Genomic DNA, 590 nt, shown 5'->3' with positions numbered 1-590 from the left:
GGCACACTGATGACAGGTGTCGTTTCTACGGGCGGTTCAGGGGATCTTATTTTAGATAAAAACGGCTTTCTTTTGATTACAGCAAAAGAAGGGGTGAAGGTTGGTCAGATTGCCAGTGGTGGTAATATTGAAATTTTTGCAGGCAACGACATCTATTATGATCAGGTCATGGGCTATGGCAGCGCAACATTGACATCGGTATCTGGAGAGATCAGTGTTGAGAATGTGTTGTCTGCTGAGGGGGATGTGAGATTGACAGCAAACACTCTCGATTTAAGCAATAATCGTTCTCATATTTACACGCCGCAAACGCTGTATTTAATTGCAGATCATATTGATGTCTCAGAGAGCGAATTGGCTTATGGCGGTTTAGACTTTCAAAGCACCAATGCCCTTGATATTCACCATGCGCGGCTACAAGCCGTGACAGATCAGGGTGGAACTGGAGATATTCTTTTTGTTGCCCCAAGCGTTATGGTTGATGAGACAACGTCGGTTTTAGCAGCACGAGATTTCGTGATCAAAACGGGGGAGCTTGGAAATAGCGGTCAATTGGCATCGGGGCAGGATTTAGTCTTTAGCGTGACGGG

1 protein-coding gene is annotated in these 590 nt (G+C 45.6%); it reads left to right on the top strand.

The window, feature by feature from the left end; genetic code table 11:
* Positions 1–590, top strand: a 590-nt coding sequence (locus ACFIK0_RS09745; RefSeq protein WP_375663968.1) for a hypothetical protein, incomplete at both ends; no start/stop codon positions are given.

The organism is Bartonella sp. CL63NXGY (assembly GCF_042194905.1).
Classification (GTDB): Bacteria; Pseudomonadota; Alphaproteobacteria; order Rhizobiales; family Rhizobiaceae; genus Bartonella.
The sequence above is the reverse complement of the archived record's forward strand: the minus strand, read 5'-3'. Positions and strand labels throughout refer to the sequence as shown.